Source organism: Burkholderia sp. YHN3-13 (assembly GCF_055810675.1).
The window spans coordinates 618,363-642,738 of the sequence record NZ_JBVVNQ010000002.1 but is presented as its reverse complement, the minus strand read 5'-3'; the positions used below and the strand labels follow the sequence as shown (position 1 = coordinate 642,738).

Below are 24,376 nucleotides of genomic sequence, written 5' to 3'. Positions count from 1 at the left end.
TGCGATGTCTCCTGAGCGGGCGGCCCGGCGTTCGGGCGCCGGGTCCGGTTCGATGCATCCGTCCCTTTATCCGCCCGTCAGCGCCTGGACGACATACACGCGGCTGGCGTCGTCGAGCACATCGGACAGGCGCTGCCGGTCGCGTATCGGCTGGCCGTCGATGAACACCGACAGATGCTTTCGCAGCGCACCCTGGTCGTCGAGGATGTAGCCGCGCAGCCGCGGCTGCTCGCTGAAAACGGTGTCGAACGCTTCGCCGACCGTGCGCGCGTCGAGGTCGCGTTCGGGCGTTTCGATATGCCGCTGGATCGACGCGGCGAAGAAGAGGTGCGCCATGGCGGTGGCTGTCAGGAGCCGTGCGGAAGGGACGGTCTGTAGTGTAGGCGATCCGCAGGAAGCCGAAAGTCGGGGGAGGGGGGCGCTGCGCCGGCATGCGCGCGCCGCTTGCGCGCTGGAACTAGACCGGAATCGACCGCCCGCGGATCCGGATCCCGAGCCGCACGACGCCGATCACCGCATTCGACAGCCACGTGAGCAGGCGCGGCATGCCGCGCCGGCGGATGTCGAGCAGCAGCACGATGCGCACTGCCTCGCTGTCGTTCCACACCTCGTGCGTGAACGTGTCGTCCCACAGCAGGAAGCGGCCTTCGTCGAGCCGGTATTCGCGACCGTCGACCTTCAGCACCGCGGCCGGCGAGCCGTCCGCGCGCTTCGGCATCGACAGCACGAGATAGCCGCGCAGGATGCCGCGAAACGGCCCGCGATGCGGCGGGATGTGCTTGCCGGGCGCGAGGAACGACAGTGACGCCGACAGCACGTCCGGCGAGGCCGCGACGATCGATGCGATGGTCGGGCAGCGCGCCAGGTTGCGCGGGAATCGCTGGCCGTACGCCTGCATGATGAACATCCGCCAGTCGCGTGCGTCGTTGGCCGAGATGTCGTACTGCTCGCGCATGATTTCGTGAAAGCGCGGGATGCGCGGCATGTCGCGCGCGACGGCGAGCGCTTCGGCCCGGATCGCGGGCCATGCGCGCACGAAACGTTCGGCGTCCGGGAACGTGGCCGTGTCGAGCACCGCGCCGCCATCGAGATGGCGGTCGTACAGGGTGCGCAGCAGGCCGGCTGCATAGTCGTAAGCGACGGACATGGTCGATCGGGGTGCGATCCGCAGAAGGTGACGTCAGTCTGCCCGATCCGCAACGGGCGCTGCGTTACGTCAGGTTACGCCGGCTGACGAATGAATGACAGTTTGACGGACGCCCGTCGCGCGGATCGACCGGCAGGGAATAAACGCAGCCCGGCCGTCGTCATACGGGTGTAGCACGTCGTCTCGTTGACTTCTGAAGGAGTGAAACATGAATACGCATTGGCTGGTGGCCGCCACGGTGGTGGCGATGTCCGTCGCGGGTGTCGCGACGCAAGCGTCGGCACAGGCGCTGACGCGCGCGCAGGTCACGCAACAACTGATCGACGCGGAACACAACGGGTTGCGCTTCGTGACCGACACGTCGTATCCGGACGTGAGCCCGCTGTTCCGGCAACAGGCCGAACGGATGCCGCAGCGCCAGGCGAGCACCGCGGTCGGCGGCGATCCGGCCGTGTCGTCCGAAGCCGGCAGGCCGGCGACGATGCCGTCGCATCCGCGCGCGGCCGCATGCGTCGGCCCCGCGAGCTTCTGCACGATCTATTTCGGCAGCTGACTGACCGGCCTGCCTCCGCAGGTCACGCATTCCCCGCGGTTGATCGATACGCAACATCGAAGGAGTTCATGATGAGAACATATATCGCACTACTGACGATGATCGGTGCGATCGTCGGTCAGTCGGCATTCGCGCAAGCGGCCGCGCCACTGACGCGCGCGCAGGTTCGCGACGAACTGAGGCGTCTGGAAGCGGCCGGGTACGACCCGGCGAAGGGCGACGACGGCGAGTATCCGGCGGACATCCAGGCCGCGGAGGCGAAGCTCGCCGAGCAGGATCGCGCGCGAATGGCGGCGTCCGCCGCGCATGCGCCGGCTGCCGGCATGCCGGTGCAAACCAGCAACTAGGTGCCGACGTGATCGTGTGTGAGGTCCGGCCGTCGTGTTCACGGGGCGGCAAGCCGCATGCCCTTCTGCGCGCCACGCGACGTGGCCGAAGGGCGCCGGTTGTCGTGCCGCTGATTGCACGCCGCTTCGCGCGGCGTCGCGATCAGCGGGTCGACCGGCTCCGATGAGCCGGCAGGTCGATCACCAGGGCATCATGCGCTGCACGACCTGGTCGCGCAGCACGAAGCGGTGCAACAGCGCGGCCGCCACGTGCAGGCAGATGCCGGCGAACAATACCCACGCGAGGACGCCGTGCACGTCGCCCATCGCGTGCCCGAATCCGGAGCCGGCCGCCGACAGCGCCGGCAACGGAATGACGCCGACCAGCGTCACGGCCCACGCGCGCGACGACGCGTTGATCCAGCCGAGCAGCGGCACCGCGATCAGCAGCGCGTAGAGCGCGCCATGCGTGGCGCCGGACAGCACGCGCATCGCGGGCGACAGGTCGCTGGCAGGCGGTCGATGCGTCGCGCGCCACAGCACGCGGCATGCCATCGCCGCGAGCAGTGCCGTGCCGACGATCAGGTGCGCGGCGATCAGGCCGACCGGTTGCGTGTCGCGATGCACGTCGGGCATCGTCCAGCCGATCGCGTATTGCGCGACGATCAGCGCCACGATCAGCCAGTGAAGAAAACGGGCGACGGCGTCATAACGGGCGGGTGCGGACATGGAGACTCCGGACGGATGAAAGGGGACACGGTTTTGGGGGGATTCTACGGTCGAATCCTTAACGAAACGTTAAGCACGCGGCGTCGATCCGCCCGCATCCGCCGACGGCAGCGCGATCGCCACGCCGAGGCCCTGCCCGCCGATGCCGGACTCGAACTGCACGGTGCCGCCGAAATACTGCGCGATGCGGGTGACGATCGACAGCCCGAGCCCGCTGCCGGGCGACTGCGCACCGCTGCCGCGATAGAAACGGTCGCCAAGCCGTTCGTGCTCGCCGGGCGCGACACCGGGCCCGTCGTCGCGCACGACGATGCGTTGCCATGCGCCGTCGTCGTACACGCCGATGTCGATGCGCCCGCCACGGCGGCCGTACTTGACGGCGTTGTCGACGAGATTGTCGAGCAGGATGCCGATCAGGATCGGATCGGCACCGATTGCGCGCGTGGAGAGGCCGCCGGCCGCGATGGCGATGTCCTTGTCGGCGGCCTTCGCCAGATGGCGGTCGATGGCGGCGTCGACGAGTTCGCGCACGACGACCGCGCGCGTCGGAATGCGTTCGTACTCGTCGAGCCGGGCGAGCAGCAGCAACTGCTCGGCGAGCCGCGCGCTGCGGTCGACGCCTTGCACGACGCGCTGCATCGCCAGCTGCTTGTGCGCCGGATCGTCGGTCGCGATCGCCACCTGCGCCTGCACCTTGATCGCGGCGAGCGGCGTCTTCAGTTCGTGCGCGGCGTCGGACGTGAATGCGCGCTCGCGCACGATCGATTGTCGCAGCCTCGCCATCAGGCGGTCGATTGCGTCGACCAGCGTGCGCACTTCGTCCGGCACGGTCGCGATGCCGAGCGGTTCGAGCGAGCGCGCATCGCGCGCGCCGATCAGCGCGGACAGGGTCTTCAATGGCGCGAGGCTGCGGGCGATCGTGACCCAGAGCAGCAGCGCGAGCACCGGCAACGCGACGATCAACGGCAGGACGATGCCGCGCGCGATGCCGGTCGCCAGGTCGCTGCGCGTATTGACGGTCTCCATCACGCGCACGCGGCGCCCCGACGTACTGTCGCGCAGTGCGTACGTGCGCCACGGCGTATCGCCGATGACGATCGTCCGCGGCGCACCGAGCGGGTCGCGCGCATCGGGCAACGCTGCCGCGGTCGCGGGCAGGCTCGACGCAACGACGTTGCCTTGCGCGTCGCGCACGTCGAACAGCACGTCGCGCGGCAAGCGATCGCCGTCGTTGGCGGCGCCGTGCGCCGACGCGCCGAACGCGAGTTCGACCCGTGCGTCGGGCGGCACGCGGGCGAGGCGGTCGAGGTCGGCCGGCGCGAGATTGACCAGCAGCGACGCGTATTCGGCGAGACGGGCGTCTTCCCATTCGCCGATCTCGCGCGTCGCGTAGTGGATGCTGCCGAACACGGCGACGAGCCAGACGACGGTCACGCAGCCGATCGCCATCAGCGACACGCGGCGTCGTATCGAGCGCGCGATCATCGGAGGTCGACGACGTAGCCGATGCCGCGGACGGTGCGGATCAGTTCCGCGCCGAGCTTCTTGCGCAGGTTCGAAACATGAACCTCGATCGCATTGCTTTCGATGCCTTCCTGCCAGCCGTACAGGCTGTCCTCGAGGTGCGCGCGCGACTGCGGAACGCCCGGGTGACTGACGAGCTGAACGAGGATCGCCCACTCGCGCGACGTGAGCGCGATGCGCGCCGCATCGCGCGTCACCGTATGCGCGGTGAGGTCGATCGTGATGTCGCGCCACACGATTTCATCGCCGGCCCGGCCCTGCGAGCGTCGCACGAGCGCGCGGCAGCGGGCGAGCACTTCGGACAGCTCGAACGGCTTCGCGAGATAGTCGTCCGCGCCGTCGTCGAGGCCGCGCACGCGGTCGGCCACGGTGCCGCGCGCGGTCAGCACCAGCACGGGGACCGTCTCGCCCGCCTCGCGCAGCGCGCGCAGCAGTTCCGTTCCCGATTTGCCGGGCAGGCCGAGATCGAGCACGACGAGCGCGAAGCGCGTCGTCGCGAGTGCGGTGGCGGCGGCATGACCGTCGCGCAACCAGTCGACGTGATAGCCGGCCTGGCTGAGGCTGATCTCGAGGCCGCTGCCGATCAGGTCGTCGTCTTCAACAAGGAGGAGTCGCATGGTCGATTCGTGTACGGACATGCGCGATTGTACGAGCCTGACCACGCGCGCCGTGCAATGGAATGTAATCGGACCCCGTGCGAATGTCGCGCGATTCTGAAGAACGCTTAAGGTTTGGCGCCGTTAATCCCGCTACCATCGGCCACGACATTTCTCGGGCGGTTCTCCGTTTCCCCAGATCCCGAACCGGGCGGGTGCGCGCGGCGCGAGCCGGACGCACCCGCCCGTCAATCCGCGATCCTTTCGATCGACCTACGGTCGATGCGTGTCGCCCGTACGGGAGGTTCAATCCTGATGGCATCCTCGACGATCGAGCGATGGCGTGCCTACCTGCTGATCGCCGCACTGGCCGGCATGTTCATCCAGTGTTTCGTGCTGGTCTCGTTGCTTGCATGGCGCGTACCGGAAGCATTTTTTACCACGATGACGTTTCGCCTCTCGATCGTCGTGGCGCTCGCCGCCGCCATTCTTTCGGTTCGCAAGCTTGCCGGCGCGGCGTTCAGGTCCGCGCTGGCATGTGGCGATGTGCGCATGACCGGTATCGATCGCCGCACGGTAGTTGTGTCATCTGATTGCGCGTACCGTCGCTGGGTCGTCCTTCATATCCGGCTCAACGGGAACCGATACGGCGGCGTGCACGGGTGAGCCCGCGTGCGCGCCGCCGTTCCCGGGCGTCGCGGCCGTACGGGTCACCACTGGGGAGAAGCATGATTCTGCTGCATGTGCTGCACGCGCTGGCCGGGGCAATGTCGATCGTCTGCGGGCTGGGCGTGGTGCTGGGCATTGCGTATACGATCACGGCCAGCGTGCTGGTCGGCCGGTTCTTTTCCCGGGCGGCGGCGGAGCCGCGCGCGTATCCGGGCGTCACCGTCGCGAAGCCGCTGCACGGCGACGAATGGAATCTCGTCCAGCATCTCGAAAGCGGCTTCGTGCAGAATTATCCGGGGCCCATCCAGCACCTGTTCGGCGTGCACGATGCCGGCGACGCGGCACTCGCGGCCGTCGAAACGCTGCGCGCACGCTACCCGGACGCGAACATCAAGGTCGTCGCCGATGCGCGGCTGTACGGGCCGAACCGCAAGATCGCCAATCTCGTGAACATGCTCGAACATGCGGAGCATGCGGTGCTCTGTCTCGCCGATAGCGACGTGGTGGTCGAGCGCGATTATCTGCGCGCCGTCGTCGGCGCGCTACAGCAGCCGGATGTCGGCATCGTGACGAGCGTGTATCGCGGCGTCGCGTCGCCGGGCTTCTGGCCCGGCGTCGCCGTCGCGATGACGAACTACCATTTCCTGCCGGGCGTGATCACCGGGCTCGTCATCGGGCGCGCGCGGCCGTGCTTCGGGCAGACGATTGCGATCACGCGCGAGACGCTCGAACGCATCGGCGGGCTGGCGCGTTTCGCGCATCACCTGGCGGAAGATCACGCACTCGGCGAGGCGGTGCGGCAGGCGGGCGCGCAGGTCGTCATTCCGCCGTTCGTCGTCGGGCACGCGTGTGTCGAGGAGACGTTCGCGCGGTTGTACGCACACGAGTTGCGCTGGAGCTGCACGATTCGCGCGGCCGACCGGCTCGGTCATGCGGGGTCGGTGCTGATGCACCCGCTGCCGCTCGCGCTGCTGGCGCTGCTGTTCTCGGGCGGCGCGGCCGCCGCATGCGCGCTGACGATCGCGGCACTCGCCGCGCGGGTGCTGCTGATGGTGAAGACGAGCCGCGCGACCGGCGCGGGCCTGCGCGGCGCGTTCCAGCTGCCGTTCGTCGATCTGCTCCAGTTCGTCGTGTTCGTATCGAGCTTCTTTTCGTCGCATGTCGTGTGGCGCGGCACGCGCTTTCGCGTCGACCGGGAAGGCCTGCTGTCGCCGGCCGCTGAATCGTGACCACCGGCACCAACACCGACGCCGCCCGTGCGGAACCGGGCGCCGCGCGCGGCGACGCCCGGCTGCGGCAGGCGGGGCGCGCGGCCGCGCTCGGCGGGCTGGCGCTCGCGGTGTGGCTGATCTGGCGCGAACATCCGCTCGATATCCTGCATCGCCTGCGGATCGCCGGCGCGGGGCTGCTGGTCGCCGCGCTCGCGCACATCCTGCCGATGCTCGCGAATGCGTGGGACTGGCGGATGCTGATCCGCGGCCCGCGCCGGCCGTCGTTCATGACGATGCTGAAGCTCGTGTGGATCCGCGAATCGGTCAACGGGTTGCTGCCGGTCGCGCGCATCGGCGGCGAGATCGTGTCGTTCGGCCTGCTGCGGCAGGCGGGCGTGCGTCCGGCGACCGTCGTGGCGAGCCTCGTCGCCGACATGCAGCTGACGCTGATCAGTCAGCTGGTCTTCGCGCTGGTCGCGATCGGCTACGTGCTCGAACGCGTGTCGTCCGATGCCGCGCGGGTGGCCGCGCACCTCGCGATCGGGATGGCCGCGCTGGTGCCGGTGCTGCTGCTGTTCGCGCTGGTGCAGCATGCGCGGCCGTTCGAGCGCGCGATGCGCGTACTCAACCGTGTCACGAGCGGCAAGGTGGTGGCGCTGGTCGGCGAATCGGCGCGGACCGATCAGTCGATCCGGTTGATCTGGAGAAAGACGGGCGTCGTCGTGCGCTACCTGGCGATCTGGCAGACGCTGCAGTTCGCGGGTTACACGCTGGAAATCTGGCTGGCGCTGTATTTCCTCGGCGCCGATCCGACGTTTGCGCAGGCGCTCGCGATCGAGGCGCTGATCCAGCTGGTGAGCAGCATCGCGTTCCTGATGCCGGGCGGCCTGGGGGTGCAGGAGGGCGGGTTCGTGTTGATCGGCGGGCTGCTCGGGTTCGACCCGCCGACCTGCCTGGCGCTGGCCGGCGCCCGCCGCGTGCGCGACTTGCTGTTCTATCTGCCGGGCCTGCTGGCGTGGCAATGGGCGGCCGGTTCGTCGAACCGGCCGGGCGGCACGACACCCGCGTCTTTGCCCGCCGGAGAATCCGCCCGGCCGCGCTGACCCGGCCGCATGAGGCGCGACGCGCGAGTCAGCGCTGCGCGTCGGCGATATGACTGCGGATCACGTCGGCGAACGACGTATCGCCCTTCAACCCGAGCGCTTCCGCGCGCGACGTGTCCCAGCGGCCCGGCCAGCTGCCGACGATCTTCTCGATGCGTTCGTCGGGCGCATGACGGATCAGTTTCACGACCTCGTTGCCCGCGACCTCGCGCAGCGCTTCGATCATTTCGTCGACCGAGACCGACAGGCCCGGCAGGTTGATCACGCGCTTGTTGCCGAGCGTCGCGCCGTCGAGCTCGCAACCGGCGACGAGCGCGTCGATCGCGCCGCGCGGCGACAGCAGCCACAGCCGCGTCGAGCCGGGCACCGGGCAGACGCTTTCCTCGCCGTTCAGCGGTTCGCGGATGATGCCGCTCGCGAACGACGACGCGGCGGCGTTCGGCCGGCCCGGCCGCACGCTGATGGTCGGCAGCCGCAGCACGCGGCCGTCGACGAAGCCGCGCCGCGCGTAGTCGCACAGCAGCAGCTCGGCGATCGCCTTCTCGGCGCCGTACGACGATTGCGGGTTCAGCGCGGTATCGTCCTGCACGACGTCGGGCAGCGTGCCGCCATACACCGCGACGGAGCTCGTGAACACGACGCGCGGCCGGTGGCCGCGTGCGCGGCACACTTCGAGCAGCGCGCGCGACGCGTCGAGGTTGATCCGCATGCCGAGATCGAAATCGGCTTCGGCCTGCCCGCTGACGATCGCCGCGAGGTGGAAGATCGCGCCCGTCCGCGCGTCGATCGCGCTTTCGAGCACGGCGCGATCCGCGATGTCGCCGACGATCGACGTCACGCGCGCATCGCCGAAATCGCTGCCCTTGACGACGTCGAGCAGCACCAGCTCGTCGATCTTGCCGGTCCGGCCGTCCGGGCCGGTCAGCTCGCCGCGCTCGAGCAGCTTGCGTGCGAGACGCTGGCCGAGAAAGCCGGCACCGCCGGTGATCAGTACTTTCATGTTCGTTGCCCTCTGAGGAATGCGTGAATTACAGGTACGGCCTGAGCCAGCCGAGGCCTTCCGACGTGCCGGCCTTCGGGCGGTATTCGCAGCCGATCCAGCCGTCGTAGCCGAGCGCGTCGATCAGCGCGAACAGGTACGGGTAGTTGAGTTCGCCGACATCCGGCTCGTGGCGCTCGGGCACGCCGGCGATCTGGATGTGACCGATGCCCGCGAAATCGCGCTTGAGCTTCATCGCGAGATCGCCTTCGACGATCTGGCAGTGGTAGCAGTCGAACTGCACCTTCAGGTTCGGCGCGCCGATTTCCGCGCGGATCGCCTGCGCGTCGTCCTGGCGGCTCAGGAAATAGCCGGGCATGTCGCGCGGGTTGATCGGCTCGATCAGGACCGTGATGCCGTGCGCGGCGGCGGCTTGCGCCGCATGGCGCAGGTTCGCGAGGTAGGTGTCGCGATGGCGCGCGCGGTCGGCGCCCGGCGCGACCATGCCGGCCATCACGTGCAGCTTCTTGTTGCCGAGCACGCGCGCATAGTCGAGCGCCTGGTCGATGCCGCGCCGGAACTCGTCCTCGCGGCCCGGCAGCGACGCGATGCCGCGTTCGCCCGCGGCCCAGTCGCCCGGCGGCGCGTTGAACAGCGCCTGTTCGAGATGGTGCGCGTCGAGACGCGCGCGGATGTCCTCGGCCGCGAAGTCGTACGGGAACAGGTACTCGACGGCTTTGAAGCCGTCGTACGCGGCAGCGGCGAAGCGTTCGAGGAACGCATGCTCGGTGTACATCATCGAGAGGTTGGCGGCGAAGCGTGGCATGGCAGCGGGTCCTGTGAATGATTGGGGCGGGGCGCCATGCGCCCCGCGTCGAATGAAGGCAGCCGGATCAGCGGTTCACGAGTTTCGCGGGCGTGAGCCACACGGCGAGCGCGCCGATCACGAGCATCGCGGCCAGCACGTACATGCCGGACGACGTGCTGTGCGTGACGTCCTTCAGGTAGCCGATCACGTACGGGCTCGCGAACCCGGCGAGGTTGCCGACCGAGTTGATGATCGCGATCCCGGCCGCGGCCGCGGAGCCCGCGAGGAACGCGGTCGGCAGCGACCAGAACAGCGGCGCGCAGGTCAGCACGCCGCCTGCCGCGAGCGACAGGAACACGATCGACACCGCCGTATTGTGCGAGTACGACGCGGCGACCGCAAACCCGACCGCGCCCATCAGCGCCGGCACGATCAGGTGCCAGCGGCGTTCGCGGCGCTTGTCCGCGCTGTGGCCGAACAGGTTCATCACGACGATCGCGACGACGAACGGAATCGCGGACAGCAGGCCGATCTGCAGCGTGTCGGTGATGCCGGTCGATTTCACGAGCGTCGGCATCCAGAACGTGAGGCCGTACTGGCCCGTGACGAACGCGAAATAGATCAGCGACATCCACCACATGCGCGGGTCCGAGAACACGGCCTTCAGCGAATGGCCGTGCTGCTGCCGTTCCTGCGGCTGAGCGGCGATTTCGTCCTCGAGGAGCTGCTTCTCGCGCTCGTCGAGCCACTTCGCGCCGCGGATGCTGTTGTCGAGATACAGGATCGTCGCGATGCCGACGAGCACGGCCGGCACGGCTTCGATCATGAACATCCATTGCCAGCCGTGGAAGCCCGAGCCGCCGTGGAAGCGCTCCATGATCCAGCCCGACAGCGGGTTGCCGAAGATGCCCGACACGGGAATCGCGGACATGAACACCGCGATGATCTTCGCGCGCCGGTGCGACGGGAACCAGTATGTGAGGTACAGGATCACGCCCGGATAGAAGCCGGCTTCCGCGAGGCCGAGCAGGAAGCGCAGCACGTAGAACTGCGTCGGCGTCTTCACGAACGCGAACAGCGCGGACAGCAGGCCCCACGTGATCATGATCCGCGCGATCCAGATGCGCGCGCCGATGCGGTGCATCAGCAGGTTGCTCGGCAGCTCGAACAGGAAGTAGCCGAGGAAGAAGATGCCCGCGCCGAGCCCGAACACGGTTTCGCTGAACGCGAGATCCTGCGACATCTGCAGCTTGGCGAAGCCGACGTTCACGCGGTCGAGATACGCGACCACGTAGCAGAGCATCAGGAACGGCACGATGCGCCAGAACACTTTCTTGTAGGTGCGGTCGAGTTCGGCCGCCTGGGCGGGCGCGGCGGGCGAGCGGCTTGCGGCCGCGTCGAGAGCAGTCATCGTCGTCTCCTTGAATATCGTGTGCCGGCGGCGCGTACGCCGCCGGGTCGTGTGTGTGCTGACGGAAAGGCCCGCGCACACGGCGGGCATGGGAATCGGTGCGTGACGCGCGCGGTGCGCGGCGTTACCAGCGTGCGCCGAAGCGCTGGCGCAACGCGTCGAGCGCCGCGTCGGACAGCGGCTCGGGCTTCGGGTTCGTCATCAGCCACAGCCGCGCCGTTTCCTCGAGCTCCTCGAGCGCGTACGACGCTTGCGATACCGACGGCCCCCACATCACGGGGCCGAGGCGGTCGAGCAGCACGCCGCGCACTTGGTCGGCCAGCGCCGCGACCTCGGTCGCGACGGCCGGGTCGCCGGGGCGGCGGTAGCGGATCAGCGGGACGTGGCCGACCTTCATCACGTAGTACGGCGTGATCGGCGGCAGCACGTCGGTGTCGCGCCACACGCCCGCGAGCGTCAGGGCGACGAGGTGCGTCGAATGCGTGTGGACGACGCCGTTCGCTGCCGCGTTGCGCGCGTAGATGCCGCGATGCAGCGCGAGCGTCTTCGACGGCGTGCCGCCCGAGACGGGCTGGCCGTCCGGGCCGACCTTCGCGATGTCGTTCGGGTCGAGCCGGCCGAGGCAGGCGTCGGTCGGCGTGATCAGCCAGCCGTCGGGCAGGCGCGCGCTGATGTTGCCGGCGCTGCCGACCGCATGGCCGCGCGCATACAGGCTCGCACCGACCACGCAGATCTCTTCGCGCAGTTTCGCTTCGTCGCTCATCGTGCGGCTCCATCCAGCGCGCGCAGCGCCTTGTCGAAAAAGTCCGTCGTGCCGAAGTTGCCGGATTTCAGCGCGAGGCCGAGCGGCTCGGCGTCGATGGTGGCGGTGGCCGGCACGCCCGGATCGATCTGCGCGCCGATCTGCAGCGATTTCACGTCGAGCGCCTGCACGACCGCGCCGGACGTTTCGCCGCCGGCGACGACGAACTTGCGCACGCCGAGCGCGCGCAGGCCGCGTGCGATCGCCGCGAGCGTGCTTTCGACGAGATGGCCGGCGGCCTCGACGCCGAGTGCCTGCTGCACGGCCTTCACTTCGTCGGGCGTCGCCGTTGCGTAGATCAGCACGGGTTGCGGCAGGTGCGAGCGTGCAAAGGCGAGCGCCTGGTCGACGACGGGCTCGCCGCGCGCCGCCGCGAGCGGATCGATGCGGAAGCTCGGCCGCGTCGCGCGCCACGCGGCAACCTGCGCGTGGGTGGCTTTCGACGCGCTGCCGGCGAGCACGGCCGACAGCCCGTCGAGACGCGGCAGCGACGCCGCGTTGTCGCGCTCGGGCAATTGCTCCGCGCGGCGGAAATTCGCCGGCAGGCCGAGCGCGATGCCCGAGCCGCCGGTAACGAGCGGCAGGCCCGCGCACGCTTCGCCGAGCACGTAGAGGTCGCGGTCCGACAGCGCGTCGGCGATCGCGAAGCGGGCGCCTTCCGCGCGCAATTGCTCGATCCGCGTGCGCACGGCGGCCGCGCCGAGCGCGATCGTGTCGTAGCGGATCAGGCCGACCGCCGACTTCGTCTGCCGCTGCAGCACGCGCACGAGGTTCGCGTCCTTCATCGGCGTGAGCGGGTGGTTCTCCATCCCCGATTCGTTCAGCAGCACGTCGCCGACGAACAGGTGACCGCGGTAGATCGTGCGGCCGTTCTCCGGGAACGCCGGGCACGCGATCGTGAAGCCGCCGCCGGCCGCGTCGAGCAGCGCGTCGGCCACCGGCCCGATGTTGCCCGTGTCGGTCGAGTCGAACGTCGAGCAGTACTTGAAGAAAAACTGGCGGCAGCCCTGCGCGCGCAGCCACGCGTACGCGTCGAGCGATTGCGCGACGGCGTCGGCCGCGGGGATCGTGCGCGACTTCAGCGCGATGACGATCGCATCGGCGTCGAGCGTGGCACCGCCGGCGGGCACGCCGATCGTCTGCACGGTGCGCATGCCGCTCTTGACGAGCATGTTCGCGAGATCGGTCGCGCCGGTGAAATCGTCGGCGATGCAGCCGAGCAGGGGACGGGAAGCGGAAGCGGTCATGGCAGGAACGTCGTTCGAATCAGCGGGCGGGCGGCAGCGTGATGCCGGGGAAGGTCTTGATCACGGCGGAATCGTCCTCGCCGCCGTGGCCGGCGCTCGACGCGCTCATGAACATCTGGTGCGCGGTGGCCGACAGCGGCAGCGGGAACTTGCTGCGGCGCGCCGTATCGAGCACGAGGCCGAGATCCTTCACGAAGATGTCGACGGCCGACAACGGCGTGTAGTCGCCGTTCAGGATGTGCGGCACGCGGTTCTCGAACATCCACGAATTGCCGGCGCTGTGCGTGATCACGTCGTACAGCGCGTCGGCGTCCACGCCTTCGCGCAGGCCGAGCGCCATCGCCTCGGCCGCCGCCGCGATGTGCACGCCGGCCAGCAGCTGGTTGATGATCTTCACTTTCGAGCCGATGCCGTGCGCGTCGCCGAGACGGTAGACCTTGCCGGCGATCGCGGCCAGCACGTCTTCGCATGCCGCGTACGCGGCGGCCGGGCCCGACGTCATCATCGTCATCTCGCCGGAGGCCGCGCGTGCGGCGCCGCCCGACACGGGCGCGTCGAGCATCTGCAGGCCGGCGGCCTCGATGCGTGCGCCGAGCGCGACGGCGAACTCGGGCGCGACGGTCGCGCTCGCGATCACGACGCCGCCCGGCTTCATCGCCGCGACCGCGCCGTGTTCGCCGAACAGCACCGTTTCCGTTTGCGCGGCATTGACGACGAGCGTGACGACGACGTCGCACTGCGCGCCGAGTTCGGCCGGCGTCGCGCAGGCCACGCCGCCTTCGGCGGCGAACGCCTGCAGCACGGTGTCGCGCACGTCGCATGCGTGCACGCGCAGGCCGGCGCGCAGCAGCGAGCGTGCGACGCCGAGGCCCATCGCGCCGAGGCCGATGACTCCAACATTTCGTGACATGGTCAACCTTGATCGATTCGGGAGAGGTTCGTGACGGCGGCGGCGCCCGCGCGGGCAGCGGCCGCCGGCTTCAGCAGATGCCGGCTTCCGCGAGACGGCGGGCGGCGTTGTACATGTGCGTGCGCGCCGCGTTGCGCGCGGCCATCGGGTCGCGTGCGCGGATCGCGTCGGCAATCGCCGCATGCTCGTCGCGCACCTGGCGCGAGAAGTCCTCGCGCGTCGCTTCGTTGCGCCGCGTGACCTTCACGCCGGCTTCGAGGTACTGGTTCAGGAACTGCAGCGTCTTCAGGAAATACGGGTTGCCGGTGACGGCCGCGATCGTGCGGTGGAACGCGACGTCTTCCGCGACGCCGTCGCGACCAACGGCTACCGCATCGTCGATCTTGCGCAGCGCGTCGTCGATGTCGGCCATGTCTTCATCGCTGTGGCGCAGCGCCGCTTCGGCCGCGACTTCGGCCTCGATCGCGCGGCGCACCGCGAGCAGGTGCGGCAGCGACGTGGCTTCGACCGCTTCCGCGTAGTCGATCCGCAGCGGCCGGATCGCGCCGTGCTGGTTCACGAACACGCCGCTGCCCTGGCGCGGCTCGACCACGCCTTCGTTCTTCAGCCGCGAAATCGCCTCGCGGATCACCGTGCGGCTCACGCCGAACTCCTGCGCGAGCACGGCTTCCGTCGGCAGCTTGCCGGTGGCCGAGAAACTGCCGACTTCGATCTGCTTGAGCAGTTGCTGCGCGACGTGGTCGCTCATCGCACGGGCGGGAATTTTCTCGAACATGACGCTCTGGTTTGTAAGGTGATGTGGTCATCATACAAATTTGAGTGAGTATCAGCATCCGGGATAACCCTCGATTTTGGGCGGCCAACTTCGGCTAAGTTGACTGAAACCGGTTCCAACACCGTCTAAACCGACCCGAACGTGTGGGGTTGCGTGGTCGATTGGAAAGAGGGGCGGTGTGCGTCGCCGTCAGTCGGCGACGTCTTCGACCGGATCGGCCGCAGCCAGCTCGCCGGCTTCGACCCCTTCGCCGCCGCGCTCGCGATAGGCCGCCGGCGGCACGCCGAACTGCTTGCGGAATTCGCGCCCGAGGTGCGACGCGTCGGCGAATCCGCAGCTCGACGCGATATCGGCGACCGTGCGGTCCGAACTCGTCAGCAGCCACGCGGCGGTGCGCAGCCGCACCTGCTTCGCGAACGCCTGCGGGCTTTTGCCGGTCTCGGCCTTGAACAGCCGCTCGAGCTGCCGTGTCGACAGGTCGAGCTTGCACGCGAGTTCCTCGAGCGGCAGTGCGCGTCCCACGTGTTGTTCCATCAGGAGAATCGCGCGCTTGACCTTCGGGTGCGTCGCCGGTTCGAGGCCCGGCGGGTGCGGCTGCGGCGCGTTGCCTTTCTGCATCTCGCCGACGAGCAGGATGCGCAGCGCCTTCTGCACGGTGGCGTGATCGAAATGGCGCAGCAGGATCGCCGCCGCGACATCGATCGACGCGCGGCCGCCCGAACAGGTGATCCGGCGCCGGTCGATCACGAACAGGCGGTCCGCGATCAGCAGGTCGGGATCGGCCGCGGGGAACCGCTCGATGAAATCCCAGTAATGGAACCAGCTCACGCAGGTCCGGTAGCCGTCGAGCACGCCGGCGCGCATCAGCGTGAACACACCGGTGCAGATGCCGACGACCGTCGCGCCGCCGGCCGCCGCGCGGCGGATGAAGTCGAGCGTTTCAGGGCCGGCCTGCGGCCCCGAATGCAGCAGCCCGCCGACCACCACCACGTAATCGAACGGCTCGGCCGCGTCGAACGTCTCCCACGGCGTGATCTGGATCCCGCAGCTCGCGCGCACCGGCGCGAGCGTCTCGCCGATCACGCTCCACGCGCAGCGCACGGGCTTGCTGTAGTCGCCGTCGTCGGCCGACAGACGCAGCATGTCGACGAAGCCCGAGAAGGCCGTCAGCGTGAAGTTCGGCAGCAGCACGATGCCGAAGCGGATGCGCCGCGGCGCGGGTTCTGCGAGGGGGGAAGCGGGTACGTCGGGGGTCATCGCGGCCAATCTCGTCACGCCGGGCGGGCGGTCTCACTCGTTTCACACTGTTTGCGGGTTGCGGCTGCCGGAGGCGACGCGGATGCAGCCAGCGTCGCCGATCGGCCGCGGCCGGACTTGTGGTTTTTCGTCGCCAACCATCGCCAAAACGCACTTTCGGGGTAGCCGGCGCGGCGCTTGGCGGCGGTATCCCACGCCGATGCCGTTTTTGTTCTATCGGCCGATTTTACGCTTTGATGTACTGAGGCCCAACGACATTTCACGACCGCCCATCCAGAGGAAGCCAGATGAACGTCAGCGCGTTCGACCTGTTCAAGATCGGCATCGGCCCGTCCAGTTCGCATACGGTCGGCCCGATGATCGCCGCGTGCCGCTTCGCGTCGCACGTCGAGGACGCGAACCTGCTCGGCTTCGTGCGCCGCGTGCGGGTCGAGCTGTACGGCTCGCTCGGCGCGACCGGCAAGGGCCACGGCACCGACAAGGCCGTGCTGCTCGGCCTCGAGGGCCACCTGCCCGACACGATCGATCCCGACCTGATCGAGCCGCGCCTCGCCGTGATCCGCGCGGAGAAGACGCTGTCGCTGCTCGGCAGGCAGACGGTGCGCTTCGACGAAAAGGAGCACATCGGCTTCTATCGCAAGCTGATGAGCGGCACGAGCATCGTGCACCCGAACGGCATGCGCTTCCAGGCATTCGACGAGCACGGCCAGCTGCTCGTCGAGAAAGAGTATTACTCGGTCGGCGGCGGCTTCGTCGTGAACCGCGACGGCGATCGCGTGAACGGCGTGCGCGCGGCGGTCGAGGTGCCGTACCCGTTCCGCACCGGCGACGACCTGATGCGCCAGTGCCGCGAGCACGGCCTGTCGATCGCCGAGCTGATGATGCGCAACGAATGCGCGCTGCGCCCCGCCGACGAAGTGCGCGCCGGGCTGCTCGCGATCTGGCGCACGATGGCCGCCTGCGTCGAGCGCGGCTGCAAGGTCGAGGGCGACCTGCCGGGCCCGATGCGCGTGAAGCGCCGCGCGGCCGAGCTGAACGGCCGCCTGCGGGCGCGTTCGGAAGAGTCGCTGCGCGACCCGCTGTCGATGCTCGACTGGGTCAACCTGTATGCGATGGCCGTGAACGAAGAGAACGCGGCCGGCGGCCGCGTGGTCACCGCGCCGACCAACGGCGCGGCCGGCGTGATCCCCGCGGTACTGCACTACTACGTGAAATTCGTGCCGGGCTCGAACGAAGCCGGCATCGTCGAATTCCTGCTGACGGCCGCGGCGATCGGGATCATCTACAAGGAAACCGCGTCGATTTCCGGTGCGGAAGTCGGGTGCCAGGGCGAAGTGGGCGTCGCCTGCTCGATGGCCGCCGCCGCGCTCGCCGCCGTGATGGGCGGTACGCCCGACCAGGTCGAGAACGCGGCCGAGATCGGCATGGAGCACAACCTCGGCATGACCTGCGATCCGGTGGGCGGGCTCGTGCAGATCCCGTGCATCGAGCGCAACGCGATGGGCGCGATCAAGGCGCTGAACGCATCGCGCATGGCGCTCAAGGGCAACGGCCAGCACTACGTGTCGCTCGACTCCGTGATCAAGACGATGCGCGAGACCGGCGCCGACATGAAGACGAAATACAAGGAAACGTCGCGCGGCGGTCTCGCCGTGAACGTCATCGAATGCTAACGAAGGACCACAACATGAGCCGCTACTCGATATTCAGCCTGTTCCGCAACGGTCTCTCGTATCACGAGAACTGGGAAAAGCAGTGGAAGAGCCCGGAACCGAAGAAGGAATACGACGTCGTGATCGTCGGCGGCGGCGGCCACGGCCTCGCGACCGCGTACTACCTCGCGAAGGAACACGGCATCACGAACGTCGCGATCCTCGAGAAGGGCTGGATCGGCGGCGGCAACACCGCGCGCAACACGACGATCGTGCGTTCGAACTATCTGTGGGACGAGTCGGCCGCGCTGTACGAGAAGGCGATGAAGCTGTGGGAAGGGCTGTCGCAGGACCTGAACTACAACGTGATGTTCAGCCAGCGCGGCGTGATGAACCTGGCCCACACGCTGCAGGACGTGCGCGACACCGAGCGCCGCGTGAATGCGAACCGGCTGAACGGCGTCGACGCCGAATTTCTGACGCCCGCGCAGATCAAGGAAATCGAGCCGACGATCAACCTGAACAGCCGCTACCCGGTGCTCGGCGCATCGATCCAGCGCCGTGCGGGCGTCGCGCGCCACGATGCGGTGGCGTGGGGCTTCGCACGCGGCGCCGACCGCGCCGGCGTCGACATCATCCAGAACTGCCAGGTGACGGGCATTCGCCGCGAGGGCGGCGCGGTGGTCGGCGTCGATACGGTGAAGGGCTTCATCAAGGCGAAGAAGGTCGCGGTGGTCGCGGCCGGCAACACGACGACGCTCGCCGACATGGCCGGCGTGCGCTTGCCGATCGAAAGCCACCCGCTGCAGGCGCTGGTGTCCGAGCCGATCAAGCCGGTCGTCAACTCGGTGATCATGTCGAACGCGGTGCACGCGTACATCAGCCAGTCCGACAAGGGCGACCTCGTGATCGGCGCGGGTATCGACCAGTACACGGGCTTCGGCCAGCGCGGCAGCTTCCACATCATCGAAAGCACGCTGCAGGCGATCGTCGAGATGTTCCCGGTGTTCTCGCGCGTGCGGATGAACCGCCAGTGGGGCGGCATCGTCGACGTGTCGCCGGACGCGTGCCCGATCATCACCAAGACCGACGTGAAGGGCCTCTATTTCAACTGCGGCTGGGGCACCGGCGGCTTCAAGGCGACGCCCGGCTCGGGCTGGGTGTTCGCGCACACGATCGCGCGCGACGAACCGCATCCGCTGAACGCGCCGTTCGCGCTCGACCGCTTCTACACGGGCCACCTGATCGACGAGCACGGCGCTGCCGCCGTCGCGCACTGAACGAGGAGAAACAACATGTTGCTGATCGAATGTCCGTGGTGCGGGCCGCGCGCCGAATCCGAATTCTCGTGCGGCGGTGAAGCCGACATCGTGCGCCCCGTCAACAACGAGAACATGACCGACCGCGAATGGGGCGAGTACGTGTTCATGCGCGAGAACAAGCGCGGGCTGCACAAGGAGCAATGGCTGCACACGCAGGGTTGCCGCCGCTGGTTCAAGGTCACGCGCGACACGGTGACCTACGATATCAAGGGCTACGAAAAATTCGGTGGGGCTGCCATCAGCGGCGCCGCTGCCGGCAACGCACACGAAGAGGGCACGAGCAAATGAGCCAGAAAGACCGCCTCGGCACCGGTGGCCGCATCAATCGCGCGATTCCGTTGACGTTCACGTTCAACGGCCGCACGTACCAGGGCTTCCAGGGCGACACGCTCGCGTCCGCGCTGCTCGCGAACGGCGTGCACTTCGTCGCGCGCAGTTTCAAGTACCACCGTCCGCGCGGCATCGTGACGGCGGACGTGGCCGAACCGAACGCCGTCGTGCAACTGGAGTCCGGCCCGTATACCGTGCCGAACGCGCGCGCGACCGAGATCGAGCTGTATCAGGGCCTCGTCGCGACGAGCGTGAACGCCGAGCCGACGCTCGAGAACGACAAGTACGCGATCAACCAGAAGTTCTCGCGCTTCATGCCGGCCGGCTTCTACTACAAGACGTTCATGTGGCCGCGCAACATGTGGCCGAAATACGAAGAGAAGATCCGTGAAGCGGCCGGCCTCGGCAAGGCGCCCGACGTGCTCGACGCCGATCGCTACGACAAGTGCTACGCGCACTGCGACGTGCTCGTGGTCGGCGGTGGCCCGTCGGGCCTCGCCGCCGCGCATGCGGCCGCGACGGCCGGCGCGCGCGTGATTCTCGTCGACGACCAGCGCGAATTGGGCGGCAGCCTGCTGTCGTGCCGCGCGGAGATCGACGCGAAGCCCGCGCTGCAGTGGGTCGAGAAGATCGAGGCCGAGCTGCGCAAGCTGCCCGACGTGACGATCCTGTCGCGCAGCACCGCGTTCGGCTACCAGGACCACAACCTCGTGACGGTCACGCAGCGCCTGACCGATCACCTGCCGGTGTCGATGCGCAAGGGCACGCGCGAGCTGCTGTGGAAGGTCCGCGCGAAGCGCGTGATCCTCGCGACCGGCGCGCACGAGCGTCCGATCGTGTTCGGCAACAACGACCTGCCGGGCGTGATGCTGGCGGGCGCGGTGTCCGCCTACGTGCATCGTTTCGGCGTGCTGCCGGGCCGCAACGCGATCGTGTTCACGAACAACGACCGCGCATACCAGACCGCGCTCGACCTGAAGGCGTGCGGCGCGAAGGTGACGGTCGTCGATTCGCGCGCGTCGTCGAACGGCGCGCTGCCGGCCGCCGCGAAGCGGCAGGGCGTGACGGTGATGAGCGGGGCGGTCGTCACGGCCGCGTCGGGCAAGTGGCGCGTATCGTCGGTCGACGTCGCGTCCCTCACGAACGGCCAGGTAGGCGGCAAGCTGCAGACGATCCCGTGCGACCTGGTCGCGATGTCGGGCGGCTTCAGCCCGGTGCTGCACCTGTTCGCGCAGTCGGGCGGCAAGGCTTGCTGGAACGACGAGAAGGCCTGCTTCCTGCCGGGCAAGCCCGTGCAGGCGGAAGCGAGCGTCGGCGCGGCGGCCGGCGAATTCGGGCTGGCGCGCGCATTGCGGCTCGCGGTCGATGCGGGCGTGGAAGCGGCGAAGGCCGCGGGCTTCACGGCCGCGCAGCGCCCGGTCGCGCCGCAGGTCGCGGAAACCGTCGAAGGCGCACTGCAGCCGCTGTGGCTCGTCGGCAGCCGCGAGGCAGCCGCACGCGGGCCGAAGCAGTTCGTCGACTTCCAGAACGACGTGGCGGCCGCCGACATCCTGCTCGCCGCGCGCGAAGGCTTCGAGTCGGTCGAGCACGTGAAGCGCTATACGGCGATGGGCTTCGGCACCGACCAGGGCAAGCTCGGCAACATCAACGGGATGGCGATCCTCGCGGGCGCGCTCGGCAAGACGATTCCCGAAACGGGCACGACGACGTTCCGCCCGAACTACACGCCCGTGTCGTTCGGCACGTTCGCGGGGCGCGAAACGGGCGATTTCCTCGACCCGATCCGCAAGACCTGCGTGCACGAATGGCACGTCGAGCACGGCGCGCTGTTCGAGGACGTCGGCAACTGGAAGCGGCCGTGGTATTTCCCGAAGAACGGCGAGGACCTGCATGCGGCCGTGAAGCGCGAATGCCTCGCGGTGCGCAACAGCGTCGGCATCCTCGACGCATCGACGCTCGGCAAGATCGACATCCAGGGCCCCGACGCGGTGAAGCTGCTGAACTGGATGTACACGAACCCGTGGAACAAGCTCGAAGTGGGCAAGTGCCGCTACGGGCTGATGCTCGACGAAAACGGGATGGTGTTCGACGACGGCGTGACCGTGCGCCTCGCCGACCAGCATTTCATGATGACCACCACCACCGGCGGCGCGGCGCGCGTGCTCACGTGGCTCGAGCGTTGGCTGCAGACCGAATGGCCCGACATGAAGGTGCGGCTCGCGTCCGTCACCGACCACTGGGCGACGTTCGCGGTGGTCGGCCCGAAGAGCCGCAAGGTCGTGCAGAAGGTGTGCCAGGACATCGACTTCGGCAACGAGGCATTCCCGTTCATGAGCTACCGGAACGGTACCGTCGCGGGCGCGAAGGCGCGCGTGATGCGGATCAGCTTCTCGGGCGAGCTGGCCTATGAAGTGAACGTGCCGGCGAACGCGGGCCGCGCGGTGTGGGAAGCGCTGATGGCGGCCGGTGCCGAGTTCGACATCACGCCGTACGGCACCGAGACGATGCACGTGCTGCGCGCGGAGAAGGGCTACATCATCGTCGGCCAGGATACCGACGGGTCGATCACGCCGTACGACCTCGGGATGGGCGGGGTCGTCGCGAAGTCGAAGGACTTCCTCGGCAAGCGCTCGCTCGCGCGGTCGGACACCGCGAAGGAAGGCCGCAAGCAGTTCGTGGGCCTGCTGACCGAAGACGAACAGTTCGTGCTGCCGGAAGGCGCGCAGATCATCGCGAAGGACACGCAGGTGTCGGCGGTCGATCCGACGCCGATGATCGGTCACGTGACGTCGAGCTACTACAGCCCGATCCTGAAGCGCTCGATCGCGCTCGCGGTGGTGAAGGGCGGCCTGAACAAGATGGGCGAGAGCGTCGTGATTCCGCTGGCCAACGGCAAGCGCATCACCGCGACGATCTCGAGCCCGGTTTTCTACGATACCGAAGGGGTGCGCCAGCATGTGGAATGAAACGAGAAACCAGACGCAGGTGGCGGGCGCGGGCGGCGTGACGCTTGAATCGCCGTTCGTCGGCGCGGCCGATGTGCTCAAGCCGCATCAGGCGCGCGCATCGAAGAAGTTCACGCTGCGCGAGCGGCCCTTCCTCGATCTCGTCAACGTGCGCGGCGAGTTGAGCGATCCGGCGTTCGTCGCCGCGTTCGAGCGCGTGGTCGGCTGCCGGCCGCCCGCGGAGCCGAACACGGTTGCGCGCGGCGCCGAGTACGACGTGCTGTGGCTCGGCCCCGACGAGTGGCTCGTGCGCTCGAACGGGCCCGTGCCGGCCGGCGTGCTCGAGGCGAAGCTCGCGGAAGCCGTGCAGGGTTCGTATGCGGCGGCCGTCGATGTCGGCAGCGGTTATACGGTCGTCGAGATCAGCGGCGAGCGCGTGCGCGACGTGATCGCGCGCGGCTGCCCGCTCGATCTGCATCCGCGCGTGTTCAAGCCGGGCCAGTGCGCGCAGTCGCACTACTTCAAGTCGCCGATCACGCTGATCCCGACCGGCGACGACACGTTCGAGATCGTCCTGCGTCGCAGCTTCGCGGACTATTTCGTGCGCATCATGCTCGACGCCGCGGCGCCGCTCGTGTCATGAAGCCGTTCGACGAACCGTTCGTGGCGATCGACGCGCCGCGCCTGCGCGGGCGCGGCTGGAGCGTGTTCGTCGACGAACTGAAGGTGCCCGCGCGGATCGGCATTCATGCGCACGAGCATGAAGCGCCGCAGCCGATCGTGATCGACGCGCGGCTCGGGTATCGCTGCGAGCCGAGCGAGCAGGGCGAGTGGATCGATTACGACGGCTATTGCGCGCGTGTCGCGTCGTTCCTGTCGCATAAGCCGCATACGCGGCTGCTGGAGACGCTCGTCGCCGATATCGCGGTGTTGTCGTTCCGCGAGTGGCCGGCGCTGGAGTCGCTCACGCTGTCGGTGTACAAGCCGAAGATCCGGCCGGGGACGAAACGCGTCGGCGTGTCGCTGGACTGGACGCGGGGGGATTACTTGCGGTGGACCGGGGCGGCCGGGCAGCTTTGATCAAAGGGGGCTGGATCAAGGCACGAGGGAGGTGATCCGGTGACTCCACGGGGCGGCGGCGCGAATGCGCCGCCGCACGCGTTTATCGTTCCTGAAATATGCGAAGAATGTGACGTTGCCGCCCATTGGCGCTTGTGTTCCTGAAATACCGGAACAATCGATGGTTCGGCCTGTGAATCGCAATATGTCGGATCGTCGACGCGCGAACGCGGGTGCGCATTGCTTACTTCGCGGTGCGGTTCGCGGCGGGCGCAGGGCCGGACGGATCGCTGACCGGCACCATCTGCGCCTTCCCGTCGTTCGCGGTATTCGCGGCTTGCGCATCGTCATCGGGTTCGAGCACGAACCGGAACGAATCGACCCGTTGCATGACCTTCGCCGCATACGCGCTGGATCCGCCGCTGTAGCTCTTCAGCCCGGCCTGGACGTTGCCGCCGGCCGCTTTCACGTAGCCGGAGAGAATCCGGGAGCCGGCCTCGACGTTCGCATTCGGTTCGGTCAGGTCCTTCACGTTGCGCAGCATGCCGCGGTGCGCGGACGGCACGACCTGCATCAGCCCGGTCGCGCCGTGCTGGCCGCGCGCCTTTTCCTGGAAGCGCGATTCGATCGAGATGATGGCGTAAACGAGGGCGGGAGGCAGCGAATATTTCGTCGCGGTGACGCTCACGATATCGGCGAGCTTCGCGGCCTTTTCTCTTGCGACGCCGAATTTCTTCGTCAGGTAGGACGTGATGCGGCGGTTTGCTTCGTTCGGCTGATCGTTGGCGTTCGCGAGCGGCGCGGAGGCGACAGCCGGCGCCGATGCCAGCACGTCGGGCGCAGAGGCGGGCATAGCGGGCGTCTGCTCGGCCGATACCTGTTGCGCAATGCCGAGCGAGAGCACGATCAGCCAGAAAAACCGTCGTCGCATGGTCGAGTGCGGGGAAATGGGAGGCGCACAGTATATCGGCCAATCGCGCCAGACGGTCGAGCGCCGGCTCGAATGAAAGCGATGTGTAGG

25 protein-coding genes are annotated in these 24,376 nt (G+C 68.3%); 11 read left to right on the top strand and 14 right to left on the bottom strand.

Annotation, left to right across the window (positions count from 1 at the left end; all coding sequences use genetic code 11):
- Nucleotides 1-66: 66 nt before the first annotated feature.
- Both AC0KUR_RS07775 and AC0KUR_RS07770 read right to left on the bottom strand, forming a co-directional pair.
- Nucleotides 67-336, bottom strand: a complete 270-nt coding sequence (locus AC0KUR_RS07775; RefSeq protein WP_049035332.1) for a MoaD/ThiS family protein — start codon at nt 334-336, stop codon at nt 67-69.
- A 121-nt stretch (nt 337-457) separates the two neighbouring features.
- Entirely contained in the window at nt 458-1,147 is a 690-nt protein-coding gene (locus tag AC0KUR_RS07770) for an aspartyl/asparaginyl beta-hydroxylase domain-containing protein (RefSeq protein ID WP_034186014.1), read from the bottom strand.
- Between the two features lie 208 nt (nt 1,148-1,355).
- Between AC0KUR_RS07770 and AC0KUR_RS07765 the strand changes: the two genes are divergently transcribed.
- Nucleotides 1,356-1,700: a DUF4148 domain-containing protein gene (locus tag AC0KUR_RS07765; RefSeq protein ID WP_124607561.1), complete on the top strand. Its 345-nt coding sequence runs from the start codon at nt 1,356-1,358 to the stop codon at nt 1,698-1,700.
- Between the two features lie 71 nt (nt 1,701-1,771).
- Nucleotides 1,772-2,047: a DUF4148 domain-containing protein gene (locus tag AC0KUR_RS07760; RefSeq protein ID WP_473375643.1), complete on the top strand. Its 276-nt coding sequence runs from the start codon at nt 1,772-1,774 to the stop codon at nt 2,045-2,047.
- A 180-nt stretch (nt 2,048-2,227) separates the two neighbouring features.
- Here AC0KUR_RS07760 and AC0KUR_RS07755 read toward each other — a convergent pair whose 3' ends face one another.
- The 3 genes from AC0KUR_RS07755 to AC0KUR_RS07745 all read right to left on the bottom strand — a co-directional run bounded on the left by AC0KUR_RS07755 (nt 2,228) and on the right by AC0KUR_RS07745 (nt 4,896).
- Entirely contained in the window at nt 2,228-2,755 is a 528-nt protein-coding gene (locus AC0KUR_RS07755) for a cytochrome b (RefSeq protein WP_034186016.1), read from the bottom strand.
- 69 nt (nt 2,756-2,824) lie between these two features.
- The gene (locus AC0KUR_RS07750) at nt 2,825-4,240 is read right to left on the bottom strand and encodes an ATP-binding protein (protein ID WP_124669584.1); all 1,416 of its coding nucleotides are present in this window, start codon (nt 4,238-4,240) and stop codon (nt 2,825-2,827) included.
- Nucleotides 4,237-4,896: a response regulator gene (locus tag AC0KUR_RS07745; protein WP_034186018.1), complete on the bottom strand. Its 660-nt coding sequence runs from the start codon at nt 4,894-4,896 to the stop codon at nt 4,237-4,239. The genes AC0KUR_RS07750 and AC0KUR_RS07745 overlap by 4 nt, the downstream gene beginning before the upstream one ends.
- A gap of 294 nt (nt 4,897-5,190) precedes the next feature.
- Here AC0KUR_RS07745 and AC0KUR_RS07740 point away from each other — a divergent pair, with 294 nt between their 5' ends.
- The 3 genes from AC0KUR_RS07740 (at nt 5,191) to AC0KUR_RS07730 (ending at nt 7,858) form a co-directional block, all read left to right on the top strand.
- Nucleotides 5,191-5,541, top strand: coding sequence for a hypothetical protein (locus AC0KUR_RS07740; protein WP_049029880.1), 351 nt, complete (start codon nt 5,191-5,193; stop codon nt 5,539-5,541).
- Nucleotides 5,542-5,603: 62 nt separating this feature from the next.
- Entirely contained in the window at nt 5,604-6,773 is a 1,170-nt protein-coding gene (hpnI, locus tag AC0KUR_RS07735; RefSeq protein WP_080287712.1) for a bacteriohopanetetrol glucosamine biosynthesis glycosyltransferase HpnI, read from the top strand.
- Entirely contained in the window at nt 6,770-7,858 is a 1,089-nt protein-coding gene (locus AC0KUR_RS07730) for a lysylphosphatidylglycerol synthase domain-containing protein (RefSeq protein WP_175026732.1), read from the top strand. The genes hpnI and AC0KUR_RS07730 overlap by 4 nt, the downstream gene beginning before the upstream one ends.
- Nucleotides 7,859-7,886: 28 nt before the next feature.
- Here the strand turns inward: AC0KUR_RS07730 and denD are convergent, their stop codons facing one another.
- From denD to AC0KUR_RS07690, 8 genes are all read right to left on the bottom strand, one after another.
- Nucleotides 7,887-8,858, bottom strand: a complete 972-nt coding sequence (gene denD / locus AC0KUR_RS07725) for a D-erythronate dehydrogenase (RefSeq protein ID WP_049029883.1) — start codon at nt 8,856-8,858, stop codon at nt 7,887-7,889.
- 28 nt (nt 8,859-8,886) lie between these two features.
- Nucleotides 8,887-9,663, bottom strand: coding sequence for a 2-oxo-tetronate isomerase (otnI, locus tag AC0KUR_RS07720; RefSeq protein ID WP_049029884.1), 777 nt, complete (start codon nt 9,661-9,663; stop codon nt 8,887-8,889).
- Between the two features lie 67 nt (nt 9,664-9,730).
- The gene (locus AC0KUR_RS07715; RefSeq protein ID WP_059556935.1) at nt 9,731-11,056 is read right to left on the bottom strand and encodes an MFS transporter; all 1,326 of its coding nucleotides are present in this window, start codon (nt 11,054-11,056) and stop codon (nt 9,731-9,733) included.
- A 124-nt stretch (nt 11,057-11,180) separates the two neighbouring features.
- Entirely contained in the window at nt 11,181-11,819 is a 639-nt protein-coding gene (gene otnC, locus AC0KUR_RS07710) for a 3-oxo-tetronate 4-phosphate decarboxylase (protein ID WP_226194122.1), read from the bottom strand.
- Complete coding sequence (otnK, locus tag AC0KUR_RS07705) at nt 11,816-13,105, bottom strand: 3-oxo-tetronate kinase (RefSeq protein ID WP_301742288.1); 1,290 nt, start codon at nt 13,103-13,105, stop codon at nt 11,816-11,818. Before otnK ends, otnC begins: the two co-directional genes overlap by 4 nt.
- A 19-nt stretch (nt 13,106-13,124) precedes the next feature.
- Complete coding sequence (gene ltnD / locus AC0KUR_RS07700; RefSeq protein WP_049029526.1) at nt 13,125-14,015, bottom strand: L-threonate dehydrogenase; 891 nt, start codon at nt 14,013-14,015, stop codon at nt 13,125-13,127.
- 70 nt (nt 14,016-14,085) lie between these two features.
- On the bottom strand, nt 14,086-14,790 hold the full coding sequence (locus AC0KUR_RS07695) for a FadR/GntR family transcriptional regulator (RefSeq protein WP_034186027.1): 705 nt from the start codon (nt 14,788-14,790) through the stop codon (nt 14,086-14,088).
- Nucleotides 14,791-14,979: 189 nt separating this feature from the next.
- A complete protein-coding gene (locus tag AC0KUR_RS07690; protein WP_034186204.1) occupies nt 14,980-16,047 on the bottom strand; it encodes a GlxA family transcriptional regulator in 1,068 nt (355 codons plus the stop codon).
- A gap of 287 nt (nt 16,048-16,334) precedes the next feature.
- Between AC0KUR_RS07690 and AC0KUR_RS07685 the strand changes: the two genes are divergently transcribed.
- From AC0KUR_RS07685 to AC0KUR_RS07660, 6 genes are read left to right on the top strand one after another with little or no spacing between them, the layout of a single operon-like run.
- On the top strand, nt 16,335-17,720 hold the full coding sequence (locus tag AC0KUR_RS07685) for an L-serine ammonia-lyase (RefSeq protein WP_034186028.1): 1,386 nt from the start codon (nt 16,335-16,337) through the stop codon (nt 17,718-17,720).
- Nucleotides 17,721-17,734: 14 nt separating this feature from the next.
- A complete protein-coding gene (locus tag AC0KUR_RS07680; RefSeq protein ID WP_006480591.1) occupies nt 17,735-18,979 on the top strand; it encodes a sarcosine oxidase subunit beta family protein in 1,245 nt (414 codons plus the stop codon).
- Nucleotides 18,980-18,994: 15 nt separating this feature from the next.
- Nucleotides 18,995-19,309, top strand: a complete 315-nt coding sequence (locus tag AC0KUR_RS07675) for a sarcosine oxidase subunit delta (protein ID WP_034186029.1) — start codon at nt 18,995-18,997, stop codon at nt 19,307-19,309.
- On the top strand, nt 19,306-22,317 hold the full coding sequence (locus AC0KUR_RS07670; protein ID WP_059556933.1) for a sarcosine oxidase subunit alpha family protein: 3,012 nt from the start codon (nt 19,306-19,308) through the stop codon (nt 22,315-22,317). The genes AC0KUR_RS07675 and AC0KUR_RS07670 overlap by 4 nt, the downstream gene beginning before the upstream one ends.
- Nucleotides 22,307-22,939, top strand: a complete 633-nt coding sequence (locus AC0KUR_RS07665; RefSeq protein WP_049036441.1) for a sarcosine oxidase subunit gamma — start codon at nt 22,307-22,309, stop codon at nt 22,937-22,939. The genes AC0KUR_RS07670 and AC0KUR_RS07665 overlap by 11 nt, the downstream gene beginning before the upstream one ends.
- Nucleotides 22,936-23,376 carry a dihydroneopterin aldolase gene (locus AC0KUR_RS07660; protein WP_034186032.1) on the top strand — a complete coding sequence of 147 codons (441 nt, stop codon included), beginning with the start codon at nt 22,936-22,938 and terminating at the stop codon, nt 23,374-23,376. Before AC0KUR_RS07665 ends, AC0KUR_RS07660 begins: the two co-directional genes overlap by 4 nt.
- Nucleotides 23,377-23,599: 223 nt before the next feature.
- Here the strand turns inward: AC0KUR_RS07660 and AC0KUR_RS07655 are convergent, their stop codons facing one another.
- The gene (locus AC0KUR_RS07655) at nt 23,600-24,286 is read right to left on the bottom strand and encodes a lytic transglycosylase domain-containing protein (protein WP_473375642.1); all 687 of its coding nucleotides are present in this window, start codon (nt 24,284-24,286) and stop codon (nt 23,600-23,602) included.
- Between the last annotated feature and the right edge of the window lie 90 nt (nt 24,287-24,376).